General features: G+C 50.1%; 19 protein-coding genes. 7 read left to right on the top strand and 12 right to left on the bottom strand.

Annotated elements, in window-relative coordinates:
* Nucleotides 1–4 precede the first annotated feature (4 nt).
* Nucleotides 5–511 carry a TIGR03546 family protein gene (locus NV375_RS11705; RefSeq protein ID WP_258808374.1) on the bottom strand — a complete coding sequence of 169 codons (507 nt, stop codon included), beginning with the start codon at nucleotides 509–511 and terminating at the stop codon, nucleotides 5–7.
* Between the two features lie 148 nt (nucleotides 512–659).
* Here NV375_RS11705 and NV375_RS11700 point away from each other — a divergent pair, with 148 nt between their 5' ends.
* Both NV375_RS11700 and NV375_RS11695 read left to right on the top strand, forming a co-directional pair.
* Nucleotides 660–2,126: a RimK family protein gene (locus NV375_RS11700; protein ID WP_258808373.1), complete on the top strand. Its 1,467-nt coding sequence runs from the start codon at nucleotides 660–662 to the stop codon at nucleotides 2,124–2,126.
* Nucleotides 2,126–2,575, top strand: coding sequence for an N-acetyltransferase (locus NV375_RS11695; protein ID WP_258808372.1), 450 nt, complete (start codon nucleotides 2,126–2,128; stop codon nucleotides 2,573–2,575). The genes NV375_RS11700 and NV375_RS11695 overlap by 1 nt, the downstream gene beginning before the upstream one ends.
* Here the strand turns inward: NV375_RS11695 and NV375_RS11690 are convergent.
* Nucleotides 2,568–3,611: a cysteine synthase A gene (locus tag NV375_RS11690; protein ID WP_258808371.1), complete on the bottom strand. Its 1,044-nt coding sequence runs from the start codon at nucleotides 3,609–3,611 to the stop codon at nucleotides 2,568–2,570. The two genes, NV375_RS11695 and NV375_RS11690, sit on opposite strands and share 8 nt — an antisense overlap.
* 36 nt (nucleotides 3,612–3,647) lie before the next feature.
* The gene (rcsF, locus tag NV375_RS11685) at nucleotides 3,648–4,013 is read right to left on the bottom strand and encodes an Rcs stress response system protein RcsF (RefSeq protein ID WP_258808370.1); all 366 of its coding nucleotides are present in this window, start codon (nucleotides 4,011–4,013) and stop codon (nucleotides 3,648–3,650) included.
* A gap of 146 nt (nucleotides 4,014–4,159) precedes the next feature.
* Between rcsF and cfa the strand changes: the two genes are divergently transcribed.
* The gene (cfa, locus tag NV375_RS11680) at nucleotides 4,160–5,275 is read left to right on the top strand and encodes a cyclopropane fatty acyl phospholipid synthase (RefSeq protein WP_258808369.1); all 1,116 of its coding nucleotides are present in this window, start codon (nucleotides 4,160–4,162) and stop codon (nucleotides 5,273–5,275) included.
* A gap of 50 nt (nucleotides 5,276–5,325) precedes the next feature.
* Here cfa and NV375_RS11675 read toward each other — a convergent pair whose 3' ends face one another.
* Nucleotides 5,326–6,372, bottom strand: a complete 1,047-nt coding sequence (locus tag NV375_RS11675) for an AI-2E family transporter (RefSeq protein ID WP_258241089.1) — start codon at nucleotides 6,370–6,372, stop codon at nucleotides 5,326–5,328.
* A 105-nt stretch (nucleotides 6,373–6,477) separates the two neighbouring features.
* Here NV375_RS11675 and NV375_RS11670 point away from each other — a divergent pair, with 105 nt between their 5' ends.
* Complete coding sequence (locus NV375_RS11670; protein ID WP_258808368.1) at nucleotides 6,478–6,975, top strand: DUF962 domain-containing protein; 498 nt, start codon at nucleotides 6,478–6,480, stop codon at nucleotides 6,973–6,975.
* A gap of 37 nt (nucleotides 6,976–7,012) precedes the next feature.
* Here NV375_RS11670 and NV375_RS11665 read toward each other — a convergent pair whose 3' ends face one another.
* The gene (locus NV375_RS11665) at nucleotides 7,013–7,237 is read right to left on the bottom strand and encodes a hypothetical protein (RefSeq protein ID WP_258808367.1); all 225 of its coding nucleotides are present in this window, start codon (nucleotides 7,235–7,237) and stop codon (nucleotides 7,013–7,015) included.
* A gap of 139 nt (nucleotides 7,238–7,376) precedes the next feature.
* Here NV375_RS11665 and NV375_RS11660 point away from each other — a divergent pair, with 139 nt between their 5' ends.
* Together NV375_RS11660 and kynU are read left to right on the top strand one after the other, a co-directional pair.
* Nucleotides 7,377–8,264 carry a S9 family peptidase gene (locus NV375_RS11660; protein ID WP_258808366.1) on the top strand — a complete coding sequence of 296 codons (888 nt, stop codon included), beginning with the start codon at nucleotides 7,377–7,379 and terminating at the stop codon, nucleotides 8,262–8,264.
* Between the two features lie 18 nt (nucleotides 8,265–8,282).
* On the top strand, nucleotides 8,283–9,530 hold the full coding sequence (kynU, locus tag NV375_RS11655) for a kynureninase (RefSeq protein ID WP_405035624.1): 1,248 nt from the start codon (nucleotides 8,283–8,285) through the stop codon (nucleotides 9,528–9,530).
* A 7-nt stretch (nucleotides 9,531–9,537) separates the two neighbouring features.
* Here kynU and NV375_RS11650 read toward each other — a convergent pair whose 3' ends face one another.
* From NV375_RS11650 to NV375_RS11625, 6 genes are all read right to left on the bottom strand, one after another.
* Nucleotides 9,538–10,389, bottom strand: a complete 852-nt coding sequence (locus NV375_RS11650; protein ID WP_258808364.1) for a universal stress protein — start codon at nucleotides 10,387–10,389, stop codon at nucleotides 9,538–9,540.
* Between the two features lie 24 nt (nucleotides 10,390–10,413).
* Nucleotides 10,414–11,904, bottom strand: a complete 1,491-nt coding sequence (locus tag NV375_RS11645; RefSeq protein WP_258808363.1) for a SulP family inorganic anion transporter — start codon at nucleotides 11,902–11,904, stop codon at nucleotides 10,414–10,416.
* Nucleotides 11,905–12,107: 203 nt separating this feature from the next.
* Nucleotides 12,108–13,025, bottom strand: a complete 918-nt coding sequence (locus NV375_RS11640; RefSeq protein WP_258808362.1) for a tetratricopeptide repeat protein — start codon at nucleotides 13,023–13,025, stop codon at nucleotides 12,108–12,110.
* A 23-nt stretch (nucleotides 13,026–13,048) separates the two neighbouring features.
* The gene (locus NV375_RS11635) at nucleotides 13,049–14,458 is read right to left on the bottom strand and encodes a YdgA family protein (RefSeq protein ID WP_258808361.1); all 1,410 of its coding nucleotides are present in this window, start codon (nucleotides 14,456–14,458) and stop codon (nucleotides 13,049–13,051) included.
* A gap of 115 nt (nucleotides 14,459–14,573) precedes the next feature.
* A complete protein-coding gene (locus NV375_RS11630) occupies nucleotides 14,574–15,866 on the bottom strand; it encodes an NAD(P)/FAD-dependent oxidoreductase (RefSeq protein WP_258808360.1) in 1,293 nt (430 codons plus the stop codon).
* A gap of 233 nt (nucleotides 15,867–16,099) precedes the next feature.
* Nucleotides 16,100–17,851, bottom strand: coding sequence for a diguanylate cyclase (locus tag NV375_RS11625; protein ID WP_258808359.1), 1,752 nt, complete (start codon nucleotides 17,849–17,851; stop codon nucleotides 16,100–16,102).
* A 157-nt stretch (nucleotides 17,852–18,008) separates the two neighbouring features.
* Between NV375_RS11625 and NV375_RS11620 the strand changes: the two genes are divergently transcribed.
* Nucleotides 18,009–20,189 (top strand): OsmC domain/YcaO domain-containing protein, encoded by a 2,181-nt coding sequence (locus NV375_RS11620; RefSeq protein WP_258808358.1) that lies wholly within the window; start codon nucleotides 18,009–18,011, stop codon nucleotides 20,187–20,189.
* On the opposite strand, the gene NV375_RS11615 is transcribed toward NV375_RS11620, so the two are convergent.
* On the bottom strand, nucleotides 20,184–21,023 hold the full coding sequence (locus tag NV375_RS11615; protein WP_258808357.1) for a patatin family protein: 840 nt from the start codon (nucleotides 21,021–21,023) through the stop codon (nucleotides 20,184–20,186). The genes NV375_RS11620 and NV375_RS11615 overlap by 6 nt on opposite strands.
* Between the last annotated feature and the right edge of the window lie 66 nt (nucleotides 21,024–21,089).

The following is a 21,089-nucleotide window of genomic DNA, read 5'->3' as shown; positions in this document are numbered from 1 at the left end:
GTGCTTACCCCCTTAAGTTCGCATAAATCGTGTAGAAGCGATTCGCCTTGAGTGCCTGCACGATTTTTAGCTTATTAAACCAAGCCTGAATACGCCGGCGATATTGGCTTATAATCCAAAAACTAACGAGTGCCAGAATAGGCGCAAAGGCGAAACTTAGAACGAGGCTCCCTAAGGTAATCGTATGGTGAAATTGCACCACGCGCCAAAAGGCTGAGTCGTACATACTCTGCCACACCGGCTGCCAACTCTCAGCGGCCAAAATGGCAAAGCCAATCGAATGGAAAACAGGGTCTAACAAGTACGCAAGCCCCGAACAAAGGACAAAACTCAAAATAAAGCCGGATAAATTGACACGGAAGAGGAGAGCAACCAGCAAAATCACCAGATTATGGACGCGCCATAACGGCGTGAACCCCATAATCATACCGAGCACAAAGGCAATCGCTAACGCCCATGCGCCGGACTCAGAATTGAGCGCTTTCAATAGCCTAGCTAATAAAGTCAGCATCCATTTGCCCCCTAAGTTAACGCTGCATTTAAGCATAGCTTAATGGTTTTTATCTGCTACCCTTTTTTGTAAAGCTTAGATGAAAATTTTACTTGTATTTTCGTCAATTTAGCCGTAAATATGCGCGCAATTCTAGTGCGGAGTTCTTATGCAAAATTCAGCCTTGATCATCCTTGATGATATTACCGATTGGCAACCTTACTACCCAAGCCAATCTATTGTTACCGCGAGTGAGTATTTACTCCAGCAAAACGCCAAAGCACGTGCGCAAATTCTGAATTTGTGCGGTGACTTAAGCTATTTGTCGACCGGTTATTATGTAAGTTTACTCGCTGAGGCCCGCGGACAGCGCGTGCTGCCATCGGTAACCACGATTAATGATCTGGCGAACTTCTCACACTACCAACTGGTGCTACCGGCCAATACCGATAAACAGATCAGTAAGTATCTTGGTCAGCAATCCACCACTGAAACGCAGCGCGTACTGGTGTGCTTTGGTCAAGCCGAGAACCCGCAACTAAGCAGTTTCGCGCGACAGATTTTTGACCGTTATCCCTGCCCCATTCTGTGGGTCGAGTTCAGCCATCAAGGGCGCTGGTTTATCACCAATATTAGTGCTGGTCACCTTGGTGAACTCGACGACGCCCAACAAACGTTTTTCGGGAATGCGCTCGATAGCTTCAGCAAACGGGTCTGGCGTAAAGCGCGCACGCCAAAAGAGTACCGCTATGACTTGGCGATCTTACATGATCCCGAAGAAGCGATTCCGACCAGTGACAACAAGGCGTTGCAGAAATTCATTAAAGCAGCGAAAGAAGCAGACATTGACGCGGAGCTTATTACTGCCGAGGATTACAATCGCTTGTTGGAGTTCGATGCGCTCTTTATTCGTGAGACCACGCGCATCAACCACTATACCTATCACTTTGCCAAGAAAGCTGAAGCGAATGGCATGGTCGTGATCGATGCTCCGCATTCGATTCTGCAATGTGCCAATAAAGTCTTCCTGAAAGAGTTGTTGGATAAGCACAACATTCCTACGCCGCGTACTGAACTTTTGCTGAGCCAACAATCCATTGACTATCAAGCGATTGGCGAACGACTCGGCTATCCAGTGGTGCTTAAGATCCCCGACGGATCGTTCTCGATTGGGGTTGAAAAAGCGGAGAATATCGACGAACTTAAGGCGATCGCCGCCGATCTTTTTGAAAAATCGACGATCTTATTGGCGCAAGAATTTGTTCGTACAGAGTTCGATTGGCGCATTGGCGTACTCAATAATCGGCCGATTTACGCCTGCAAGTACTTGATGGCTCGCAACCACTGGCAAATCTACAATCACGCGAGTGCGAGCAGTCGCGGTAAGTCTGGCGGTTTTGAAACCGTTGGCGTACACCAAGTACCGAAAGAAGTCATTAAGACCGCACTGCAAGCAACACGGCTCATCGGCGATGGACTGTACGGTGTCGACATGAAAGTTACCAACAAAGGACCGGTGATCATTGAAATTAACGATAACCCGTCCATTGACGCCGGTGTTGAAGACTTACTCTTGGGTGACGAGCTTTATTACATTATTATGCGCGACTTCGCACGACGCTTGGATGAAAAGTGATGACCCCGACACTGCGTGCCGCCACAACGGACGACTTAACTCAGTTGGTTGCCCTTGAGGCGGCGACATTTGATTACAGTCAGCTTGGTCGGCAAAGTTTTCGCCGACTTATCACTAGCCCAAGTGCGCATCTGTTTGTGCTCTATGAACAGCAACAGCTGCAAGGGTACAGCCTCTTGCTGACGCGTAAAAACAGTAAGGTGTGGCGTCTCTATTCCATCGCTGTCGCTGCTATTGCGCGCGGTAAGGGCGTTGGCCGAATGCTGTTAGAGCACGCCATAGAACTGGCGAAAAGACACGGCGCCACAGCGCTTTCGCTTGAGGTTAAAGTTGATAATCAAGCGGCGATAGAACTCTATCGCCGCTATGACTTTGAAGTGGTGGATTTACTTCCGGACTACTATCCCGGACACGCCGATGGTTACCGCATGCGGTTAACATTTAGCTAGGCTTGTACCACACCCGTTCACCGCTATCACGATAGCGCGCCAACATTTCACTGATGGGTTCAAGATCGAGGTTAAGGCCGCGATTTTTCAAATACGCTTCATTATAGAGCTTACTCGCCGAGCGCTCGCCGAGGTCACAGGCAAACGTCACGATGGTTTTACCCGGTCCATGTAACGCCGCTGCTTGCAGCGCACCGGCTAAGTTGAGTGCCGAGCTACTGCCCAACACAATCGCATCCTGATCACGCACATAACGTGACAATGCCAGTAAGTCTTGGTCGGGTAAATTAACCGCAGCATCGACGCGCGCTTGTTTAAAGTTTTCGACGAGACGCATAATGCCGATGCCTTCAGTAAAAGACCCGCCATTGGCAACATACTCGCCCTGCTTCAAAAAACTATAAATACCAGAGCCATCGGGATCAGTAAGCCAAACTTGCACATCAGGATTACGTTCTTTCAAATACATAGAGTTACCAGCGATAGTACCGCCAGTTCCGGCAACCGATACAAAAATATCCACTGCACCGTTGGTCTGCTGCCAGATTTCCGGCCCCGTGGTCAGGTAATGTGCTCGCGCGTTACTGGTATTTTCAAACTGGTTGGCCCACCAGTAATCATCACGGCTTTCGGCAAGTTTGCGGGCCGTATGATAAAAGTGGTTATCGTCGCGAAACGGCACTGGATCAACCGTCTTGAGTTGAGCACCATGCAAACTAATCATGCGCTCTTTTTCAGGAGATTGATCGTTTGGCATCACCGCCAACATATTGAGGCCCAGTGACCGCGCCACAATCGCTAAACCGATCCCGGTATTACCCGCGGTGCCCTCAACCACGGTCATTCCTGGTTCCAGTTCACCACTCGCCAGCGCATCTTGAATCATTTGCAGGGCCGCACGATCTTTGATGGAACCACCCGGATTTTGCGACTCTAGTTTCAACCAGATCTCACAACCGGTAAGTTCCGACAATGAACGGACTCGGATCATGTCAGTCTGCCCAATCAAATCGATCGGACGGTGCGCATTACGCATAAGCTACTCCTTCACAGCCTAAGTGTTTAGCTTGTTCTATTGTAACGGTCGCGCTTGAAAAGCGGTACCTTCACACCACCAACGTGCGGTGCAACCACCTTCACTATCTTGCTGGCAACGCTTCAAGACGATGCGATTCGCTTGTTTGTCCGCAGCGGCTAATTTCATCGCAATCATGGCTTCTTCTTGCGACGCTTGGCCGTCGAGTAATGGCCGCTGGCAAGACTCGCCGCGCACCACACCTAAATCTACGAATTCGACGTCAGTACGCGACAATTCGTAAGGTTGCATGAACTCAACCTGCTTACTGCGCTCAAGATCCGCTTTTGGAAAGCGTTCGACCGACGTTGCGCAGCCAATCAACAAGCCGCTACTTAAAATCACCATCACTAGATTACGCATACCTTGCCTCTTCCGTGTTCTTTATGAAACCCTACGGTGCTAATGATGAATAGTCTAGTCCGTTTCTGACTAAGCTAGAACTTTCCTGCGCTTAGCTGCATTTTTTGTCAGCTTAGCTACACTTAGTGGCAACCTGCGGAGGCGTTATGAAAACTGAAGCTTATATCGCTCAATTGTTACAACAAGCGGATGTACAACTGAATGGTTCCCGACCTTGGGACTTGCAAGTACACAATACAGCCATGTTTGCCGATGTTCTCGCACGAGGCAATCTTGGCCTTGGTGAGGCTTACATGCGCGGCGACTGGGACTGTGAGCAGCTCGATGTGCTGTTTCAGCGCATTCTGCGTGCCAATCTTGGTGATCATATTCGCCCGTTAAAGCTCCTCTGGCACCATTTGAAGGCACGCGTTCTGAACTTGCAGAGTTCCCGCCGCGCCTGGCAAGTCGGTCAACACCATTACGATTTAGGTAACGACCTCTATCGAGCAATGCTCGATGAACGCATGGTGTACACCTGTGGTTACTGGCAGCGCGCGCAGAATCTCGACGCCGCTCAGCGCGACAAACTTGAGCTGGTCTGCCGTAAACTGCAACTCAAGCCCGGTATGCGCGTGCTCGATATCGGTTGTGGCTGGGGCAGTTTCATGAAGTATGCCGCCGAGAACTACGGTGTGCGATGCGTGGGACTTACCGTGTCCAAAGCCCAGGTTGAATTAGGCCAGCAACTTTGTGAGGGCTTGCCCATTGAGTTTCGCTTGCAGGATTACCGCGACATCAATGAACCCTTTGATGCTGTCGTCAGCATTGGTATGTTCGAGCATGTTGGACAAAAGAATTACGCCACTTTTATGCGCGTTGCCCAGCGTTGCCTCGCCGATGAAGGACTGTTTTTATTGCATACGATTGGTCGTAATCGCGACGTCCGCGGTACCGATCCGTGGATCAATCGCTATATTTTCCCGAATGGTGAACTACCTTGCCTGAGCCATATTGACGATGCTTCTCGGGAGCTCTTTTGCACGGAAGATATTCATAATTTTGGTGCCGACTACGACACCACGCTCATGGCCTGGTGCGCTAACTTTGAGCAACATTGGCCCGAACTACAAAAACACTACGACGAAACCTTTTATCGAATGTGGCGTTACTACTTACTTTCCTGCGCCGGTGCCTTCCGCACGCGTGACTTACAAGTATGGCAATGGGTCTTCAGTAAGCATGGCTTGAGCCATGGCTATGAGCGACCGCAGCTCGACTAATCATCGGCGCTATGTGGTGGCACGGCGCGGGATGGTGGTGCGGCGAGCCATCACAGCTCGCCATTAAAGTCCTTCATGAAGATTTGCCAAGTCGCCATAAACAACGCTGCTACCAAAGGTCCGATCACAAAGCCATTAATGCCAAAGAGCGCAATCCCGCCAATGGTCGAAAACAGCACGACGTAATCTGGCAATTTAGTGTCACGCCCCACTAAAATAGGACGCAACACATTGTCGGCGAGGCCAATCACAATAGCACCGTAGGCCACTAGCACGGTTGCACTAATCCAAGCGCCTGTCGCATACAAATACAAACTCACTGGGAACCAGATAATCGCAGCGCCAACGGCGGGGATAAGCGACAAGAAGGCCATGACCACGCCCCATAACAATGGTCCAGGAATAGCCAGAATCCAAAAAATGATGCCGCCAAGCGCGCCTTGCACAATGGCCACCACAAGGTTGCCTTTTACAGTTGCTCGCGTCACTTCAGCGAACTTCGTAAACAACGCTTGCTCGCGCTCGTCACCTAACGGTAAAGCTTTAATGATCAGGTGCACCAGCTTCTTACCGTCACGGAGCAAGAAAAAGGTTAAATACAACATCAGCGCAAGGCTGATCAGGAAACTGAAGGTATTCTGGCCGATGGTAAAGGTCTCTTTGGCCAAAAACTGGCTCGCGCTCACGAGCGCCTGTGACAAACGCTCCCTTAAGTTATTGGTGTCGACACCAAATTCCACCAACAACTGATCCACCCAAGGAAAGGCATCACGCAAACGCTGTAAGATTTGCCGTGGGTCAATCTCACCGGCCTCGATGCGCTGGTAGAACTGTACCCCCTCGCTGACAAACGCCGAGGTCAGTAAAATCACCGGAATCACAACAATGGCCATGAGTGCTAGTAGGGTGAGTAACGCTGCCGTATTGGGCCGTTCGCCGATTTTACTGAGTACCCAACGCTGCATCGGCGCAAAGATGACCGTTACTGCGCAAGCCCAGAAAATGGCGCCCCAGAAGGGTTCTAAGATCAAGCCAAAGGCAATACTGACCAATACCAGTAACAGCAAAAATGAGCGACGTTCCAGTTTATCGCGCATGTTCTTTCCTTTCTGTTTAATTTCTATTTATAGTAGTTAGAGGTTGCATAGTGACAGCAGTTACTTATCGTAGCAAAAAATTATAGCAAGAAGCGGAGCGCTAGCATGAAAACAATCACCGACCATTTAGCAGAGTACGCGGCTTACCATCGTGATCGTCGCAATATCGCCACTCACTTAGTCGGTATCCCGATGATTGTCGTCGCGCTGCAAATCCTACTGTCACGCCCGTACTGGGCTTTTGATGGCTGGTTTATCACACCTGCGCTGATCGTCGCTGTTTTGGCTTCACTCTTTTATCTGCGCTTAGATCGACCACTCGGCATCCTCATGACGTTATTACTTGCGCTCACGGTGATACTTGGTTTACAAGTTGCAGCTTTGGCAACCGGAGTATGGCTTACGTGGGGGATCAGCCTGTTTGTGATTGGCTGGCTATTTCAGTTTATTGGGCATTATTTTGAAGGCCGTAAGCCAGCGTTTGTCGACGATATTATGGGGTTAGCAATAGGTCCACTGTTTGTGGTGGCCGAAGTCGTCTTTATGCTTGGCGGAAAAAAAGCGTTGCACCAAGCGATTGAGGCTCGGTTTACGCAAAAATAAATGACGTCCGTGTCAGCAATACTGTCCAAGCTTATCTTTAGTGCTGAGGTTGTTTCGTACCATCATCTGCCACATATTCCATTGGCGGGTTGACCCAAATAATACGATTTTGGGTTGTTGAACGTTTTGAGGCAGCTTCAATTGCTGCGATGTAGTCCTGATCAACAACTAATTTGGTTGGTGCTTGTGCTGTGTGCGTGCTCGAACATCCGCTGATCAACGCAACGCCCAACAGGCCTAGTGTGAGTACTAAAGTACGCATAATCACCTCCTGCGGTGTCTGTTGCTAGCTAAAGTATAGCTGCATTTTTGAGAATTTTTGCAACTCTAATTGTCTCAATGACTTACAAGTTGTATGCTGGAAAAATCACATCAAAAAGCCATTTTCTTGAACTTGTATAATGAAAAAATTAAGTGCATATCACATTACCGCGTCGGTACTTCTTTTTGCCCTAGTCAGTCTCAGCCCGGCGGCGGCTGCCATACTGGATCCAACCGCTCACGACGCACAACCGCGGCGCAGCAACGTTAGTTTTAATGACGTGCTTAAAGTCCCCTTTAGCAAACCCGACCAACGTAATTACTACGGCGAAGCACCGATACAGTTTGTTGAACGCTGGCAAACTAGCAAAGACCAGTCATCAACGCCGGTCATCATAAGCATTCATGGCGGCTGCTGGTTAAACGCTTACGCTATCGACCACACCTATGCCATGAATAGCGCGTTACGTGAGGCCGGGTTTGAGGTCTGGGCGTTGGAGTACCGTCGGGTGGGTGATACCGGCGGCGGTTGGCCAGGAACATTTATCGATGTCCAACAGGGCTTAGCTCGTATTGTCGCAGAGTTTGGTGGTGAGCAGGCGTTCGCACAGCGGGATGTCACCCTCATGGGACACAGCGCCGGTGGGCATTTGGCGTTGCTCGCGGCACAGCAAAACACGCAGCTTGTTGACCGTGTCGTCGGTTTGGCAGCGATTACCAATCTGCACACCTATGCGCAGGGCGAAAATGGCTGCCAACAAGCGGGTAAGAGCTTTATGGAGGGTGCGGACGCCGCTGCGTGGCAAGCCGCCAATCCTGCTACAATGGCACCAGCGCAGTCGGTCTATCTTTTTCACGGCGATGCTGACAGTATTGTGCCACCGCAGCAAAGTCGTACCTACGCCAAGCACGACAACGTGCACCTGCAATGGCTTGCAGGTGCTGGCCATTTCGACGTTATTGATCCACAGAGCCACGCATGGCTTACTATCGTCACCCAACTTAAAGAATTAAGCGCACAGAACTAGGAAGCTTTTATGAGTAGTATTGACTTCGCCACCCTTGCCCGCCGTGATGCCGAAGATCCATTGGCGGCCAAGCGCAATCTTTTTAAAATCCCCGCAGACACGGTTTATCTGGACGGCAATTCGCTTGGTCTATTAACCCATCAAACTGCGCAGCGCGTGCAAGAAGTGGTACAAGCGCAATGGGGCGATGATGCGATAAAGAGCTGGAACCTGCATGACTGGGTCGATTTACCGCTTAGCGTAGGGAATAAAATTGCACCATTGATTGGGGCTGCGCCGGGGCAGGTTATCTGTTGCGATTCCATTTCCGTTAACCTTTTTAAAGCGCTTAGTGCTGCCCTACGACTACAAAAGGGCCGTAGCACTGTCGTCTCTACTGCTGATAACTTTCCAACGGACTTATACATGGTGCAGGGGCTCAGCGAGCTCCTTGGCGAACAACGTTGTCAGTTGCAGCAGGTTGACGAGACTGACTTACTCGCTGAACCGCAGCGCATTATCGACGAAACCACAGCCGTCGTCTTGTTGACTGAAGTTAACTTCCGCACCGGTCGACGTTTACCCATGCAGCAACTGATAGAGCAGGCGCATGCGGTAGGAGCTTTGGTTATTGTTGACCTTGCGCATAGCGCTGGCGCAATGCCCGTGGAGCTCGATGCATGGCGCACCGACTTCGCCGTCGGTTGTACCTATAAATACTTAAATGGTGGTCCTGGAGCGCCAGCTTTCATCTATGTTGCCGAGCGTCATCTGACACAGCTGCAGCAGCCTATTGCCGGATGGTTTGGACACGCCCAACCGTTCGCCTTTGACCCCATTTACCGGCCCTCGCCCACAGTCAAACAGATGTTGAGTGGCACACCTTCGGTACTTGCCATGAGCGCAGTCGATGCTGCCTTAGATGCATTTGTTGATGTTGATTTGCAGGAATTGCGAAATAAATCACTGGCGTTAAGTGAGTTGTTTTTAGAATTACTCGACGCCAACGGGTTAGCGGACACTTTTAGCTGTATCTCGCCCAGCAATACCGCCGAACGCGGCAGTCAATTGTCATTCGCGCATCCTGAAGCGTACGCCATTTGCCAAGCATTGATTGACGCTAAAGTCATTGCCGATTTTCGTGCACCTAACTATTTACGCGTCGGCTTTACGCCGTTGTACACCAGTTATACCGACATCGGCACAGCCGTCGACCGACTTTCAGCGATTATGCGGGAAGAGCGTTACCGCGCACCGCAGTATCAACAGCGGCACGCAGTTACATAGAACGAGGTTAGCGCAACACCAACACCGGTGTTGTGCTTTCTTGCAACATACGCATGGTCGTGCTGCCCACCAAGAACTGACGGATGCGCGAATGCCCAAAGGCACCCATCACCATCATGTCGATATTGTGCTCAGTTTGGTAGGTATGCAGTGCTTGTTCAACATCGCCAGCAAGCAGCGCTGTTGCAACGTCGTGACCACCAGTACGCAGTTGTTGCGCCGCCCACTCAAGTCGTTCACGGTTATCCGCAGTGTCCGCATCTACCATGACAATATGCACTGGCATGCCTTTAAATAGCGGGCTTTGAGCCAGCAATTCGACACCTTTTTTGGTGGTTGCGCTAGCGTCAAATGCCAACATCGCCGTCTTCGGTTCGCTAAAACTGTCTGGGGTTAGCAGCAGCGGGCGATGTACCATGCGGATCACCGTCTCCAAATGACTGCCAACTTTATGCAGTTGGTTCACCGAGTCCTCACCATGTAAGCCCATCACCGCAAGTCGAACGTCACTTTCCATGTCGAGCAAGGTTTCGGCAAGCTCACCATGGCGCTGCCGTTGATGTACATTCTCAACACCCAACGCCTGAATTTTTTGTGCGGCCTGCTCCAGCACCATATGTCCATGCTTCAGCGCCAACTTCGCCCGTTGTTCATCCAACTCGGCAAGTTGCTCCAACAAACCCTCGCGAGTACCGAGGCCAATATTCCCGGTCACGTCGGTACTCACCTCACGGGCATGATCTTCGAGTACGTGTAAAAGCATCAACGGTGCCGATAACTGCTTCGCCGACCAAGCTGAATACTCGCAGACTGCAGTGTTCGCAGTCGCGGCATCAATGCATCCAATTACGTAAGACATCGTATTCTCCTCTGCTCGGCCAGCTTAATGCCCGCCCATGATTTCATCGGTGGCGCCCGGCTTGTCGTGCACACCAAAGCGGTCGACAATGGTGGCACTGGCTTCATTTAAGCCAATCACTTCAACATCGGCACCCTCGCGACGGAACTTGATCACGACTTTATCAAGCGCGCCAACGGCGGTGATGTCCCAAAAGTGGGCTTTGGTCAAATCAATTACTACTTTATCAACCGCTTCTTTGAAGTCAAAAGACCCCACAAACTTGTCCGCTGAACTAAAGAAGACTTGCCCAGTAACCTGATAATGACGCACAGTTCCGTCATTGTCGATGGTTGAACTAACGTGCATAAAGTGACCAATTTTATTGGCGAAGAACATGGCCGCTAGCAATACCCCAACGCCGACACCAATCGCTAGGTTATGGGTCGCCACCACCACCACGACAGTAGTGACCATAACAATGTTGGTCGATAACGGGTGCTTACGCATTTGGCGCAATGAATCCCAACTGAAAGTACCGATAGAAACCATGATCATTACCGCCACCAGCGCAGCCATTGGGATTTGTCGTAGCCACTCATCAAGGACCACAATCATCACCATTAAGAAGACACCGGCAACCAACGTCGACAAGCGCCCACGACCACCTGATTTCACATTGATAACGGATTGACCAATCATGGCACAACCTGCCATGCCACCAAATAAGCCAGCACCAATATTGGCAATGCCTTGGCCACGACATTCACGATTCTTGTCACTGGTCGTGTCGGTTAAATCATCGACAATCGTTGCGGTCATCATCGACTCCAGTAAACCGACCACCGCAAGCCCCATAGAGTAAGGAAAGATAATCATTAAGGTGTCGAGATTAAGTGGCACATCTGGCCATAAGAAGATCGGCAAGGTATCCGGTAACTCACCCATGTCGCCAACCGTGCGGATATCAATGTTCCAGACCATCGCCACCACCGTTAAGCCAATGATGCAAACCAGTGGCGACGGCAACAGCTTGCCGATTTTAGGTACGTACGGGAACAGATAAATGATACCAAGACCTGCCGCGGTCATCGCATAAACATGCCATGTCACATTGGTAAGTTCAGGCAACTGCGCCATAAAAATGAGAATCGCCAAAGCATTCACGAAGCCGGTGACCACTGAGCGCGAAACAAAGCGCATTAAATCACCGAGTTTCAACACTCCCATGATGATTTGCAGCACCCCGGTCAGTAAGGTCGCTGCGAGCAGATATTCAAGTCCATGCTCTTTGACTAGGGTCACCATGAGCAGTGCCATCGCCCCAGTCGCAGCAGAGATCATGCCAGGACGGCCACCAACAAAGGCAATAATCACCGCGATACAGAATGAGGCATAAAGACCGACCTTTGGATCAACGCCAGCAATAATCGAAAAGGCGATGGCCTCAGGAATAAGCGCTAGCGCCACCACAATACCCGCGAGCACATCGCCACGAATATTCGCTAGCCACTGACTACGAATCGTATTCATCATATTTTTTCACTTAAGTTAACTAAAGAAGGTTCATTAAATAGTTTTATCGCGAGCTGCGATCAATAAAGGTGCCGCCTCACTGGGAGCCAGCAAAAAAGGAAGGTCTGTTACGTCTAGGGTGGCGTAAGCAGTTGCAAAAGATGCTCTCCAATTGCATTGAAAATAGGGCGCGGAGTATATAGCAAAAGCGCCCTAGCTTCAAATTAGTTCCCCTGCGAACCACTCATTACGTCAGCAAGGCTACTTTGCCCCTTCTGCGGGCGAAGTACAGCACACGGACTCCCCGTGTCGCCACAACCTACGCCCTGAATACGTGAGCCAATAGAGCGATTATCAAAATTTGGCGCCTGCTCGAGTTGCTCAACCAAACGCCCAAGTTGCGTGCGATACAAGCTAGCATCAGCAGTAACGGTGATGCGCTCCATCGCCTGTTCTGCGGCCTGCAAACGCTCGCCTTGCTCTGATTGCGCAAATGCTGTTGGCGCCAATTGTTGGTTGACCACACGTAGTTGCTGACGTGCATTGGTGTGGCCTGAGCGCGCTAAACGCGCATACAAAGCCCCCGCTTTCGGTAGGTCTTGCTCAACCAATGTGCCAGTTTGGTACAACCGTGCTAACGCATACATAGCGGTTAACAAGTTTGCTTCGGCGGCCTTTTCTAGCAAGGGAACCGCGGCCTGTTGGTCGGTACGATTCGTTGCTGCCAACAACTGCACAGCCTTTTCATACTGAGCTGGGGCATAATTTTCGGCGGCAGCCCGGTCGAGCCACAGTTGTGCTTGTTCTGCGTCTTGTTGCACCACAAAGCCTTTCGCATACCAATCCGCAAGCACGAACATAGCCAACGGATTACGACGACTGGCACCACGTTCAATGAAAGTCTGCGCCTTCGCCAAGTTCTGCTCGACGCCATCGCCACTCGCATAGGCAATCGCCACCACTGCCGCAGCGTCACCACTACCTTTACGCGCAAAGCGTTCAAGCTTGGTCAATTCTGCCTCACAGTCACCACTTTGGCATATCGTCACACCTTCGGTAACGTCTGCGTGAACTTCGACTGATCCTAGATGCATGCCGACGAAAAGCACCACCCCAATCAGTTTTACCGACGAGCGAATCATAGCGCTGACTCCTGTTGCTCAAGTTACATCATTTGGCCAAGCGGGAGGCTTTGACCGTTCAAGTTTAGTAAACCTTGAGCAACTTCGACATCAAGCAGATACTGTTCATTCTCAACTTTGAACAGCCCCTGCTGCACAAAATTTTGCAACAGCATCGTCGCTTGTTGGGTCGCCATTTGCTCCAACTGCGCTGGCTCTAATTCTGTTTGACCGCTGGCTTCGAGCATGCTCAGCACATAAGTTTTAGCGAGTCGCTCTGCTAAAGGCTTATCGATAGCAACACGTGCACTAGCAACCATATTTTGCTGGATAAACTGTTCATCAAGCTGCGCCGGGACTTGTTCGAGTTCTGCTAGAGCTATACGCATGGAACCGTCAAGCTCGCCCTCGGGCATACGGAAACCAAAATCAGGGATAGCGAGCTCAGGCTGTGCAAACAACAGAGCTTCTTTATGACGCTCCATCATTGCCGTCATTTGCTGTTCAAGCACCTGCGGATCTTCTTCACCAACGAACTCCTTCATGGTCTCGAAGTAATCATCAATAAAACCACGATCGATATTATTAACCGCAGTCAGCATGCGCAGATCAGTGGCCTCCGTTCCTCCTACAAACACTTGCTCGGCGCGATAGCCCATGTGTATGTGGGCAAGGCGGCCATCCTCACTTTCTTTAAGAGTGATATCGCTCACCAGATGACTCATCAAAAAGAGTTCTTCATCCGCAGATTCCGCGCGCATTTGCCCGATCGTGAACGTCGCGGTCGAAGGGTAATACTTGCCGACAATCATGGTCTTTAAGTCGGCTTGGGCATCGACATTCATTGCCAGCGCATTTAACTCAACCGCAAACTCTTCGGCAACATTGAATAACAGCTGCTCGTAGTTCCCTTGATAAGCAAAGCTACCACTACTGTAGTTACCGTCACCACGATACTCAGTCAGTGTGAAGTCGAATTCTGGCATCGCGTCGGTACTTTGCAAACGCGGAATGTAATCTTGATAGACGGCATTGCCCAGTAGGCTGACGCTACCTTGTTGCAGGTAAAACGGCTGGCTTTGATCCCACTGCACATAGGTTTCTAAACCTTTACCGCTATTCTCAGCCTGCCACGCCGCTAAACCCATTGAAAAACCTTGGTCGGTAAGAATGGGGCCGTGCTGAATCGATAACTCAATATCAGTGGTCAGCACTTCGGCCTCTGGATCGGCCAATAACTTCGGTAAATCGATACCGAGCTTTACAACAACTTGCGAACTAAACCAACTGCGATCGTAACTCACAACTTCGAGCGTGTAGCCTGGCTGTTCTTTATCGAAAAGTTCCACATGCTCACGCAAACTCGACTCCGTTTGCGAACCAATGATTGTTGGACTAACGATCAGTCCCGCCGCCACAACAATGGCTCCAATGCCCCATCCTTTCTTGCTCATGTTATTATTCCGCAGTTTGTTGTAAAAACGTTACCTTAACGCAAATGGCGTGTTTGTTCACGTCAAAAGTGCGTTAACAAGCGAGTAAATTTTAATAACAGTGCTATCGAGCGGGCTAGTGAAGCTTCAACCGTGGCCGCAAACGTCGGTTAATCACCTGCGCGAGCATATACAACAACGTACGGAAGTAGCCGTGCACCGCGACTTGGTGCATACGGTACAATGACTTATACATAATACGAGCGAGCAAACCTTCGACTTTCATCGAGCCTTTGGTCAAGTTACCCATTAAACTCCCCACCGCGGAGTAACTGGATAAAGAAACGAGCGAGCCGTGATCACGATACCGGAACGTCGGTAATTCAATGCCACGCTGCTGCGCACAGATCGCTTTATAAATATGATTTGCCATCTGATGTGCGGCCTGCGCACGGGGAGGAACGCGCGAACCGTCAGGTTGCTCTACCGCTGCACAATCTCCTAAGACAAAGACATTAGCAAAGGTCGAACTTTGTAGTGTTGGTCGGGCCAGAATTTGGTTACCACGATTACATTCAAACCCAGCCAGTTGAGCAAGAAAAGGCGGCGCTTTAACACCTGCCGCCCATACCTTAATGGGTGCCGCAATCAATTCACCATCCTGAGTCATCAGTCCTTGTTCATTAATTTCTGTGACCGCCGTATTCGTTCGCACCTGTACGCCGAGTGCTTCTAATTCCTGTAACGCAGATGCGGCAATGCGTTCGGGTAGCGCAGGTAGAATTCGCTCGCCGGCTTCAACGAGAGTAATTTGTAATTGGCTCATATTAAAGTCGTCGAAACCATAGGCACGGATGAGTTCCGCTGATTTATGTAATTCAGCAGAAAGTTCAACACCAGTCGCACCTGCACCGACAATAGCGACACTTAGCGGCTGAGGATACTTCTTCGCCTGCAGTGCCAAAAACGTATTCATTAGGGTGTGATGAAAGCGCCGTGCCTGCTGAACGCTATCAAGAAAATAGCAATGTTCGGCCGCGCCTTTGGTGCCAAAGTCATTAGTCACCGAGCCGATTGCGAGTACGAGTGTGGAATAAGGAATGACTCGCTCAGCAACAATCTCGTGACCCGCATCATCGCACATGGCGGCAAGTTTTATTTCTTGCCTCTCTGCGTCTACACCAATTAACTCTCCGGGCTGAAAGCGAAAACCCGCGGTTGCTGCTTGCACTCGATAATCAACACCGTCCATATCTGCATCTAAAGCGCCAGCCGCAACTTCATGAAGTAAAGGCTTCCAAATGTGTGTGAGATTACGGTCGACTAAGGTGACGTGGACAGAACTGTCGCGTTTGAACTTACGTGCCAACCGCGTCACTAACTCTAACCCGCCAGCCCCCCCACCTACGACTACGATGTGATCCGCCATCTCATCATCCTATTTGTAATTGAACGCGTGTGCGTTGATTATATCAATCGTTTAATTGATCCTTTAGTCATCTTTGTCAGAAATAAACAGTGTTAAATAGCTATTGTGGAGTCAAAGCTTTGCAGCGTGTGATCTTATCTTTAGTTGTGAGCCTGTTCGCGGTTGCTATCCTCACTGGATGCTCATCGAGTGATTGGCAGTGGCTATGCTGACAATGACCCACGGCTGCCCTACTAGTTCGACTCCCGCGCAAGGCTAACGTCTTGCGCGTCACCGTACACACAGACCCGATCGCGGCCATTACCTTTCGCCTGGTACAAAGCAGTATCAGCGTCATGCAACGCAAGTTCGATCGAGGACACGTTTAAGTCAACCTCGCTCACCCCGATACTCACCGTCACCGTAAGATCGTCTTGCTCCGCCGCTAACTTTAATTCCCGTACTTGCCGACGCAGTGTTTCAGCAATGGCTTCGGCACTGCTCAGTGACGTGCGGTACAGTAATAGCACGAATTCCTCTCCACCGAAGCGGGCCACGACATCGTGTGAGCGACAGGACGAACGTAAGAGCTCGGCAAGCTTCACCAATACTTGGTCGCCAACGTAATGACCGTAGGCATCGTTCACCTGCTTAAAGTCATCAAGGTCTATCGCTAACACCACCAACGGCACGTCCTGATGTTTAGCTTTTGCCAATAATTCATTCGCTCGGCCATGAAAGTAACGACGGTTGTAGAGCCCGGTAAGCGAATCCGTTTGTGCTTCGATACGAAGTTGCTCCTGACTGGCTTTCACCTGTTCGAGCATCTTAATGCGATACGCCACAATAAAGGCCAGCATTAATGCTTCGAGCATAATGCCAATCCCTACGCCGTGCTTGGTCACATAACTAAAATCCAGAATCGACTTGTAATAAAGCACCGCTAGAGCATTAAAAACAAAGAAGAAACCGTGCCCTAAAAGAAAATAAATTGCCAACGGATGGCCTTTCCGCCAAATCGACAGGCCAACCGATAAGGTCACCACAATCATGATTGCGGCAATGGTGCTGGCATAGCTAAGTGCGCCGACGATATCAAAAATACCGTAGACAAAGTCAGCCACAATGATCGCGAGTAACAACGAAAGGATCTTGTGTTCGGTAGGAAAGCTTCGCTTGGTATCGAAGATCGCGATCATGAACATGATCAGGAACGCAGCCATCGCCATCAACGATAAATGAAACTGCAAGGCAATATCGCCGAACAAGCCAAACATATTGCCTAGCAAACCGTACGATAATGCAATCCAAGTTGCTCCAGAAATAAGGTAGAGCGCGTAGTAAACGTTCTCGATTGATCGTGATGAAAAATACAGCAGGAAATTGAAAATGATCAGCGCCAGCAAGGTACCCACCATTAGAGCGATATCAAGCATTGTCCCCGCTAAGGCATTACGTGAGTGCAGCTCATCATAAACATTGAGCGCAAACCACTGATGCGAATACGACCAGCTGTGCACGTAAAACGTCGCGCTTTCGCCTGCGGCAAGGGTTGTGTCATAAACCGCTTGTTCACGAATCATCGACGGATGTTGCGTCACGTTATTCAGATCAATCTTAACCTTGTTGCTCAGCAAGCCATCGCGCAGTTCATAAAACCCTACCGCACGATTATGGTAAGCCTCAGGGAAGTGAATAAATAATCGCCGTGGCACACTTGCAGTGTTCTCCAGACGAAACCGAACCCAAACTGATTTAGCTTCAGTGCCGAGTGCTAATTGGCTTTCATAGGGGGTGAATGTGAGTGCGCGCACTTCGTTAAGGCTCATAGCGTCACGTGGCGCAACCGCATACTCGATTGGAAAGCTCTCCAACTTGATCGGCTCGGCGCCGATCTGGCTCGTTGGAATGGCAGCATGCGCCGCAGTACTGAGAATCAGTACCATGCAGCCTACCAAAAGCCAGCTCATCAGAAGCCAGCTCAGCTGGCGCAGCAATGCAGTCATGTAAAAAAGTCTTTGCGGTTTATTTAATTATTATTGTCCGACAAGCGTAATACATAACGGTGAAAAATTCCACGCAGACGAAAGGGGTGAAAATGTGGATAATAGGCGCTGTTGAATCTTTTCACGGCACACGCCCTCGCAATAAGTAGCGCACACAATGGAAATCAAAGTTAATTTTCTCGACAATCTCCGCCTCGAAGCCAAATTCGACGACTTTACAGTGGTCACCGATCAGCCGATCCGCTATAAAGGCGACGGCTCGGCGCCGAGCCCATTTGACTACTTTTTGGCGTCGTCGGCGATGTGTGCCGCCTATTTTGTGAAGGTCTACTGCTTATCACGTGACATCCCCACCGAAAATATTCGCTTGTCGCAAAACAATATCGTCGACCCAGAGAATCGCTATAACCAGATTTTTAAGATCCAAGTCGAGCTTCCTGAGGATATTTCTGACAAAGACCGTCAAGGCATTTTGCGATCCATTGATCGTTGTACCGTTAAAAAGGTGGTGCAAACCGGCCCTGAATTCCAAATTGAAGTGGTCGAGAACCTTGATGAAGATGCTCAGGCGCTATTGATGGGGGCACCAGAGGGCGGCTCACTCACCTACATCGAAGGGAAAGATCTACCGTTAGAGCAAACCATTGCCAACATGACGCAAATTCTTGCCGACCTCGGCATGAAAATAGAGATTGCGTCGTGGCGTAACATCGTGCCACACGTGTGGTCACTACATATTCGTGATGCCGCATCGCCAATGTGTTTCACCAACGGTAAAGGTGCGACCAAAGAAGCCGCTTTGGCGTCAGCTCTAGGTGAGTTCATCGAGCGTTTAAACTGCAACTTCTTCTACAACGACCAGTTCTTTGGCGAAGAGATTGCCAATAGCGAATTCGTACACTATCCGAATGAAAAGTGGTTTGCGCTAACCGAGGACGACAGCCTTCCCAAAGGATTACTCGATGACTATTGCCTGCCAATTTACGATCCAGAAGGCGAGCTGCGCGGCTCACATTTAATTGATACCAATTCTGGACGCCGTGACCGCGGCATCTGCGCTTTACCATTTCAGCGTCATTCCGACGGTGAAACCCTGTACTTTCCCTCGAATCTGATTGAAAACTTATACCTCAGCAACGGTATGAGTGCAGGCAATACGCTCGCTGAAGCCCAAGTGCAGTGTTTGTCGGAGATTTTTGAGCGCGCCGTGAAGCGCGAGATTCTCGAAAACGAAATTGCCCTCCCCGATGTGCCGAATGAAGTGATGGCGCGCTATCCTGACTTAGTAGAAGCGGTGCAAGCGTTGGAAGCACAGGGTTATCCCATCTTGGTCAAAGACGCCTCGTTAGGCGGCCAATTTCCTGTTATGTGTATGACGTTGATGAATCCTCGAACGGGAGGCGTATTTGCCTCTTTTGGTGCGCACCCGAGTATGCATGTGGCACTCGAGCGCAGTCTTACCGAGCTGATGCAGGGCCGCAGTTTTGAAGGCTTAAACGACTTCCAGCCACCCACCTTTAACTCCATGGCGGTGAGCGAACCGAATAACTTTGTCGAGCACTTCATCGACTCATCAGGTTTGATTTCTTGGCGTTTCTTCAGTGCACGCAGCGATTACGAGTTTGCCGATTGGGATTTCTCGGGCACTAATGCCGAAGAATCCGACGGCTTGTTCCAAATCCTCGCCGACATCGGTAAAGAAGCCTATGTCGCGGTGTATGAAGACCTTGGCGCGCCCGTATGTCGTATTCTGGTACCCGGCTACTCAGAAGTGTACCCGGTCGAAGACCTCGTCTGGGATAACACCAATATGGCGCTCGACTACCGCGAAGACATTCTTAATTTGCATCGCTTATCGGACGAACAATTACGCGATCTTGTTGAGCGTTTAGAAGAAAGCCAGCTCGACAATTACACCGATATCATCACCTTGATTGGTATTGAGTTCGACGAGAACACCGTCTGGGGTCAGCTGACGATTTTAGAGCTGAAACTGCTCATTTACTTGGCTCTCGGCGAGCACGAAGATGCGCTCGATTGTGTCGAAATGTTCTTGCAGTACAACGACAACACCGTTGAACGTGTGCTGTTCTATCGCGCCGTTCAAGCCGTTTTAGAGATTGTACTGGACGATGAGTTAGCGCTGGATGACTTTATCGTGAATCTTCGTCGCATGTACGGCCACGACACTATGGATGCTGTGGTAGGCTCTGTCGAAGGCAGCGTACGCTTCCATGGACTCACCCCTACCAACATACAGCTCGACGGTTTAGACAAGCACCTGCGCTTAGTTGAAAGCTATAAAAAACTGCATGCTGCACGGGCCGCAAAACTATAAGTGATCGATATGCTCGAACGCGGTACGTAAGCCTGCGTTGTAGCCTATTTCAAGGCGTTCGCGCTGTCGTGTGAAACGCCCGACCGGCATATATTCGGGTGGAGCAATAATGTGAATCGTGCAGTCCGCGGGCGGATTTTCGATAAAGTCGATGGTGGCGTTGTAACGTTCAGCACGATCTTCGATGGCGTCACACAGCTTAGGGTATTGGCTAAGGATACGGCGAGTAATGCCGAGCGAGCGACCTGAGGTTTTACGATAACCTTTGGCACGCGACAAAATCACTGTGATGTCACGTGCCCCCATCTCATAAGCCTTCAAAACCGGAATGGAATCCGCCACACCTCCGTCAGTCATCGCTACCCCATCGACTTCGGGGAAGTCACGAAATGCCAACGGAATCGCGCAAGATGCCGGAAACAGTTGATGCATATTCTGCTGATTCACTTGGATATAGCAAGGTGCGCCATCTTCGACGCGCGTCGTTACCGCATAAAGTGGGATTTTACCCTCTAGATAGTGCTCGAAGTGCAACTCAATTTGATCGTAAGACGTACGCCACAACCATTCCACATCACACAAATGTCCGCCGAGCATACCGCGTATTGGGTCAATAAAGTCTTTCGATTGCGCCAGCTCAGTAAGAATGCGATAGCTGCGTTGGTAATCATCGGTTAGATAACCAATGAGGTTGGTGGAACCCGCGGAAACGCCAATGGCAACATCAAAGGGCTTAAATTCATCGCGCATGAAGCCATCGAGCACACCCGCGGCAAAAATACCGCGCATTGCGCCACCTTCAACAACCAGCGCTCTTTTTGTTGTTGCTCTCACAATCGTTTCGCTTCTTAGTGGTTATACCGCCTTACGGCGACTCAAGTCCCCCGCTTCACAATAGTA

The organism is Pseudidiomarina sp. CB1 (assembly GCF_024752025.1).
Classification (GTDB): domain Bacteria; phylum Pseudomonadota; class Gammaproteobacteria; order Enterobacterales; family Alteromonadaceae; genus Pseudidiomarina.
Note: the sequence above shows the minus strand (reverse complement) of the source record. Positions and strands in the feature narration are given on the sequence as shown.